Genomic DNA, 6,884 nt, shown 5'->3' on the forward strand with positions numbered 1-6,884 from the left:
ATGTGGGAGCGGGCTTGCTCGCGAATGCGGTGGATCAGCAACAAATAAGCTGACTGACCCACCGCTTTCGCGAGCAAGCCCGCTCCCACATTTGATCTTCATCAGGTGGGCTAAATCATTCGGCGCAAGGCTGCGCAATCTTCCGCATGCCAATCGGCAAGCTCCGGCCACGGGTTCTCCGGCAGGTTTACCAACACGGTGCTGGCCCCCGCCGCACGGCCGCAATCCAGGTCAAAGCGGTAATCCCCGACCATCACCATCTCGCTCGGCGGAACATCCCAAGCCGCTGCCAGTTTCAGCAGGCCACCCGGGTCTGGCTTGGGCGGCGCGTCATCACGCCCCAGCACATCGTCGACAGCAAAACAGTCCGCGAGGCCAATCGCCTCCAGGGTGATATGCGCCAACTCCCGCGCATTGCGGGTCAGGATACCGAGGCGATAACCGCGCCCCGCCAACTCGCGCACCAGTTCTACCGCACCATCAGCCGCGACCGAACCCAGCGCCAACTCGCGCTCATGTTCCAACAACCAGGCATGTTTGGCCGCCGCTGCATCAGCCGGCAACGCGGCGAGATGCGTGAGAATGTCATCCTCCGGCGGAATCTCCAGCGCCACGCGAATGGCCGCAAAATCATGCACGGCCACGGTCAGCGTGCCGTCCATGTCGAACACCCAATGTTTAATCTGGGCCAGGCTCATGCCCAATCCTTGCGATGGCGGATCAAGCCTTCCTGAGTCACCGAGGCCACCAGTTGCCCGGCGCGGTTGTAGACGCTGCCCCGCGAGAACCCACGGGAATTGCCGGCCCATGGGCTGTCCATGGCGTAGAGCAACCAGTCATCGGCGCGCAGGTCGGCGTGAAACCACAGCGCATGGTCAAGGCTGGCGACCTGCATGTCTTTCTGCCACACGGTCTTGCCATGGGGCAGCAGTGAGGTGGTCAGCAGGCCGAAGTCCGAGGCGTAGGCCAGCAGGTATTTGTGCAGTGCCGGCGCGTCGGCCAGGGCGCCGTCGGCGCGAAACCACACGTATTTCACCGGGTCGGACGGCTGCGGGTTGTAGGGGTCTTTTTCGGTGACCGGGCGCACTTCGATCGGCTTGGGGCACAGCAACTTGTCGCGCATGTGCTCGGGGATCAGGTGCGCGCGCTGTTTGGTCAGCTCCAGTTCTGAGGGCAGGTTTTCCGGGCCGACCACCACGGGCATGGTGGTCTGGTGCTCAAAACCTGCCTCGTCGTACTGGAACGAGGCGCTGCAGGTGAAAATCGGGTTGCCCTTCTGGATCGCGGTCACGCGGCGCGTGCTGAAACTGCCGCCGTCGCGTACGCGGTCGACCGAATACACCACCGGCAACGAGGCATCACCGGGGCGCAGGAAATAACCGTGCAAGGAATGCACGTGGCGCGCTTCTTCTACGGTCTGGCTGGCTGCCGACAGCGACTGGCCGAGCACCTGGCCGCCGAACAGTTGGCGAAAGCCCAGGTCTTGGCTGCGGCCGCGAAAGAGGTTTTCCTCGATCGGCTCCAGGGTCAGCAAGTCCACCAGATCTTCCAATACTTGGCTCATAGAGCAACTCCTACAACAATCGATAGGGCATTCCGGGCTGCTTATCCGTGCAGCGTGTCCAACCATTGGGCGCGGGTGATGCGGTACAACACATGATGGCGCAGCGGGTCATCGGCTGCGACCTTGGGGTGTTCAAAATCTGCCTGGGGATCGTAATGCATACCGATGGCCTGCATGACTTTTTGTGATGGCAGATTAGCTTCAGTGGTGAAGGCGAGAATCTCATCCAGCTGCAAACGGTCGAAGCCGCAGCGCAAGGCAGTCCACGCCGCTTCACTGGCGTAACCCAGGCCCCAATGCTCACGGGCCAGGCGCCAACCGATTTCCACTGCGGGAGTGAAGCCGGCCTCGAAATTGACATTCTGCAGCCCGGTCAGGCCGATGAACTCGCCAGTGTCCTTGCGCTGCAAGGCCCAAAAGCCAAAACCGTATTCGGCAAAATGGCCGCGAATCCGGCCGATCAACGCGGCGCTTTCCAGGTGGCTCAATTTGGCCGGGAAATAACGCATCACCTGTGAGTCGGCGCACATGCGCGCAAATTCCGTCAGGTCGCTGTCGCGCCATTGGCGCAGCACCAGGCGTGCGCTTTCCAATTCCAGTATCGGCTCCATGGGTCCCCTCCCTTGCCATGTGCGTGTGGCCTGTGAGCAAGTGTACAGCGCTGGTAAGATCCTTCGCAGGTTCCCGTCAGAAAATCCCATGCCTTTGCCATTGATCTACCACGATGATTACAGCCCTGAGTTCCCGGCGGACCATCGCTTCCCCATGGACAAGTTTCGCCTGTTGCGCGACCACTTGGTGGACAGCGGCCTGACCCAGGACAGCCAGTTGCTGCGCCCGCAACTGTGCCCACCAGAGATTCTGGCCCTGGCCCATGACGCTGGGTATATCGAACGCTACATGAGCGGCGAGTTGTCCCGCGAGGACCAACGGCGCCTCGGCCTGCCCTGGAACGAAGCCCTGGCCCGGCGCACCGTGCGCGCGGTCGGCGGCTCGATCCTCGCGGCCGAACTGGCCCTGGAACACGGCCTGGCCTGCCACTTGGCGGGCGGCACGCACCACGCCCACTACGATTACCCGGCGGGCTTTTGCATCTTCAATGACCTGGCGGTGATCAGCCATTACCTGCTGGCCAGCGGGCGGGTCAACCGTGTGCTGATCTTCGACTGCGACGTGCACCAGGGCGACGGCACTGCGCGCATCCTCCACGACACGCCGGACGCCATCACCGTGTCGCTGCACTGCGAAAAGAATTTCCCCGCGCGCAAGGCCCAGAGCGACTGGGACATCCCGCTGCCCATGGGCATGGGCGACGACGACTACCTCAAGGTGGTCGACGACGCCCTCAATTACCTGCTGCCGCTCTACCAGCCGGACCTGGTGCTGTACGACGCCGGTGTGGATGTGCACAAGGATGACGCCCTCGGCTACCTCAAGCTGACAGACGCCGGCGTGGCAGCCCGCGACGAAAGCGTGATGCGCCACTGCCTGGGCCGCGACATTCCGGTGATGGGCGTGATCGGCGGCGGCTACAGCAAGGACCGCCCGGCCCTGGCCCGCCGCCACGGCATCCTGCACCACAGTGCACAACGGGTGTGGACGTCATCAGGGTGTCATTAAGTCATGGGCTTACCCACAATGCCTGTGGAACGGCCTGTGGATAACTTGAGCGTAAGCACCTGAAAGCCCGCCGCCGTATGGCCTGCAGGAAACTGTACGTTTTTTGATCAGATACTTGTCCACAGCCGTGAAACGTTGTGGAACATCCGCGCCGCGCCCTCTTTGAAACAAAACTGCCTTACGCCGCCGTCACCCTGAACGCCTTCCCGCTTCCAGAGTATCCGGCGATGGCAACTTACAAGATCGGCACCGTTACACCCACCGGCAATGACGACGCGCTGAAAAAGGTCGCGGCCACCTTCGAGGCCGCCATGGCCCGCGCCGTGGCAGGCTTCAAAGACACCGCCAAACCCGGCAATTTCAAAGTGCTCGCCAGCGGCGTCACCGACAACACCAAAGACCAGAAAATCGCCGACGTGATGGCCACCGGCGACCAGGAGGCCATCAAGCGCCTCAACGACCCAAACCTCGCCGATATCAGTAACACCGGCGTGCCGCTGGCGGACATCGCCAGCATCACCAAGGTTTCCGACAACGTGCTGGACCTGAAAACCCGCGACGGCCAGGACATCATCATTATCAAACAGATGACGCCCTATCTCTTCGACGGCATGTCCAGCAAAGTCGACGCCGTCAACGCGCTGAACACCAGCAAGGCCGACGGCTACCGTATCGCCCAGGCCGGCGACACCGCGCCGGGCCTGGGTGACTACAGCGCCATCGGCCCTGTGGATGAAATCGGCCCGGGCCTTATCCGCTACGAGACCGTGTCGGGCGACAAGGTCGTGGTCAGCCGCGAAGTGAACCCCGACCTGTACAACCAGGTGGCCGGCGACGGCCAGACCTGGGGCCTGATCAATGACAGCAAAAACGCCGGCTACACCCTCGCCGACGCCAGCGCAACCGGAGGTGTCAGCCTGGTGGGCACGCCCGAAGAACTCGGCTACGGCCTGATCCGTTACGAAACTGCTTCCGGCGACAAAGTGATTGTCTCCCAGGCCATCAGCCCCGACCTGTATGCCTCGGTGGTCAAGGAGTCCAACGGCATCTTCAATGTCGGCGGCGCGGTCGATACTAACTGGATCGACAATTCCCAGTACGCCAGCCCCAAGGACTGGGACAAGATTGTCAGCAACACCAGCGGCACGCCGACCCAGGAAGAACGCGACCTCGACCGCCCGCGCGCGGCGGCAAAAATGCTCAGCGACAACTGGGACAAGTGGGGCCTGCACGACCGCCCGATCGACTTCTCCAACCCGCCCGCCGACCTGCCGCCCGAAGCCCAGGCCTGCCTCAAATACCTGGCCGGCAGCCCGAGCCTGATGAACGCCCTGGACAGCGGTGGCCTGGGCGGCAGCGATGGGGTGATTACGCACAGCAACGTCGACAGTTTCGTCAGCCAGTCGAACAAGGACCTGTCAGCCGCTTCCAAGTCCTACAACACCTTTCTCAGCAAAAACCCGGGGGCCACCGACCTGGCCAAGGCGAACGCCAAGTCGGCCGCGCTGGTCATGGCCAATATCTCGCTGGTCAGCAGCGCAGGCCCCGCGATGGAAGGCCCCAACCAACGCGCCAACAATGGCAGCCTGACCACCGACAACCTCACTGCCATCAAGAACGACAGCGGCCTGAGCCCGGAATTGACGGGCGCCGCCGGCTACTGGTCGACACCCGGCATGATGCGCACCCTCGACATGGCAGGCGACATGCCTGCCACCGCGACCGCCGACGGCATCACCCAGCAGAAAAACCTCGGCGCGTGGCTGGAAAACCAGGCGCCCAAAGACGACCACGGCGTGCTGATGATGCTCAGCAACGCCTCGATCCGCAGCTCCGTGGCCGACGTCGACACCTCAACACTGACCCAGGACGTGCTGCAAAACCCGCAAAACTACGACGGCAAAACCAAGACCGCCGTGATGCTGGAACTCAGCGACGCCCGCGCCCGCCTGGCCTCCAGCGACAAGGTGGGCGACGGCGACCTGTATGCCGGAATTACCGCCGACAGCCAATATCACCTCAACCCAACCAAATCCAAGGTGTCTGACCAACTGGACGCCGCCGTCAATCAGCTCGCCTCCGACCACGACGTCAAGACCTTCATGGCGCAGAACCAGGCCGGCGGCATGAAAGACATCGTCAACAGTGACCCGGCGATCAAAACCGAGATGCAGCACTACCAGGACAGCCAGATCAACAGCGGCAATGTCATCAACACCGCGCTGGCCACCAAAGACAGCAATGGCAACCCCGTGTCACTGGTCGACGGCCTGAGCTTGGCCGGCACCGACGCGACCCTCACCGACATGGCGTTGGGCGGCAACGGCACCGTGGACTTGGAGGCGATTGCCGACAAGTCCGGCAAATCAGCCGACATTGCGCAGTACTTCCATGACCACATCGTCAGCGGCCAAGACCTGCAAAACGGCCTCGCGGCGCCAAATGCCGACCCCATGACCGTCATCGGCCACTACGCGGCCAACGCCTCGCTGCTCAAGGCATTCCTCGGTGACAAGGTGTCGGCGCAGGATTCCTCGACGGTGCAGCAATACGTCAACCAGGCGGTGTCCGACAGCCTGGTCAACGGCGCCAATGACGACGTGCTGAAAAGTGCCTTCGGCGACGCCAACGGCAACTTCGACGAAGCCAAGACCAGCGCCATCCTCAACCAGGCCATGGCCGACAACCCGGACCTGTTCAAGGATTCCACGGGCGCGCAGATCAAGCCGCAGGATGTGATCTCGCTGATCCGCTCGATGTGGGACGTCAACCGCCAGACCCAGAAGATCAGCGACGTGCTGCCCAAAGCCGTCGATGGCTTGAACCTCAACGCCAGCGATGCCTACAAACAGGGCCTGCTGCACATCGGCAGCGCCCTGCTGGCGGGCGGCGTACTGGCCGCGCGCTCGGCCACCGGCGGCAACAGCCCGGCAGACAACGCCGGGCGTGTGGCGGCGGGCATGCAGTTCGCCGGTTTGATCACCGAAGGCGGCACCAAATACGCCAAGGAAGCCGGCTATGGCATGGCCTGGAAACCCACACCGATTGACCCCACCAAACCACAAGGCATCGGCGACTTCCCGACCGGGAAAATGGTGCAAAACACCGATGGCCTCAACAAGCTCGGCAACCTGGGCAAAATCGTCGGCGGCGCCGGCAGCTTTATCGGCGGCGTGTTCGGCTTGATCAGCGGGGTCAACAGCGCCTTCGCCGGTGACAAGCTCAACGCCGGTTTCTCCCTGACCAGCGGCGCCCTCGGCACCGGCGCGGCGGTGGCCTCGATCATCGAAGGCGGCGCCGGGCTGTTTGGCGTGGCGGACGCGGCAGCCATCGCCGGCACCTTCGCCGGCGTGCTGGGCTGGGCGGCAGCAGGCGTGGGGATCATCACCTCGTTCGTGTTCCCGATCATCGAAGTGGTCAAGCGCGAGAAACAACAAGACCAATTCTTCGGCGCCCTGGTGCCGGTGCTGGACCAATACGGCCTGACGGGCGGGCCCTTCACCGACGCCGACCGCGCGGACGAATACCCGCCCTACGCCAACACCGGTTTTGCCTGAGCACAGCGGGTAGCGACGTATAGCTGGCTATCTGTGATGAGCCGCTTTCTCAGGTGACCAAAATCCCTGTGGTGAGCGGCTTACTCAGGTGACCAAAATCCCTGTGGTGAGCGGGCTTGCCCCGCGCTGGGCTGCGAAGCGGC

The 6,884-nt window shown here is 63.0% G+C and carries 5 protein-coding genes; 2 read left to right on the top strand and 3 right to left on the bottom strand.

Annotated elements, in window-relative coordinates; genetic code table 11:
* Positions 1-110 precede the first annotated feature (110 nt).
* Genes WBB95_RS16795 through WBB95_RS16805 form a run of 3 tightly spaced genes read right to left on the bottom strand, consistent with a single transcriptional unit; the run spans position 111 to position 2,175 of the window.
* Positions 111-698: an HAD family hydrolase gene (locus WBB95_RS16795; protein WP_424488616.1), complete on the bottom strand. Its 588-nt coding sequence runs from the start codon at positions 696-698 to the stop codon at positions 111-113.
* A complete protein-coding gene (gene tesB, locus WBB95_RS16800) occupies positions 695-1,564 on the bottom strand; it encodes an acyl-CoA thioesterase II (protein ID WP_424488617.1) in 870 nt (289 codons plus the stop codon). Before tesB ends, WBB95_RS16795 begins: the two co-directional genes overlap by 4 nt.
* A 41-nt stretch (positions 1,565-1,605) precedes the next feature.
* Positions 1,606-2,175: a GNAT family N-acetyltransferase gene (locus WBB95_RS16805; RefSeq protein ID WP_424488618.1), complete on the bottom strand. Its 570-nt coding sequence runs from the start codon at positions 2,173-2,175 to the stop codon at positions 1,606-1,608.
* Between the two features lie 88 nt (positions 2,176-2,263).
* Here WBB95_RS16805 and WBB95_RS16810 point away from each other — a divergent pair, with 88 nt between their 5' ends.
* Positions 2,264-3,184 carry a histone deacetylase family protein gene (locus WBB95_RS16810; protein WP_424488619.1) on the top strand — a complete coding sequence of 307 codons (921 nt, stop codon included), beginning with the start codon at positions 2,264-2,266 and terminating at the stop codon, positions 3,182-3,184.
* 227 nt (positions 3,185-3,411) lie between these two features.
* Complete coding sequence (locus WBB95_RS16815) at positions 3,412-6,741, top strand: type III effector HrpK domain-containing protein (RefSeq protein WP_424488620.1); 3,330 nt, start codon at positions 3,412-3,414, stop codon at positions 6,739-6,741.
* Positions 6,742-6,884 lie beyond the last annotated feature (143 nt).

It is taken from the genome of Pseudomonas sp. (assembly GCF_049645325.1).
In the GTDB taxonomy this organism is placed as follows: Bacteria; Pseudomonadota; Gammaproteobacteria; order Pseudomonadales; family Pseudomonadaceae; genus Aquipseudomonas.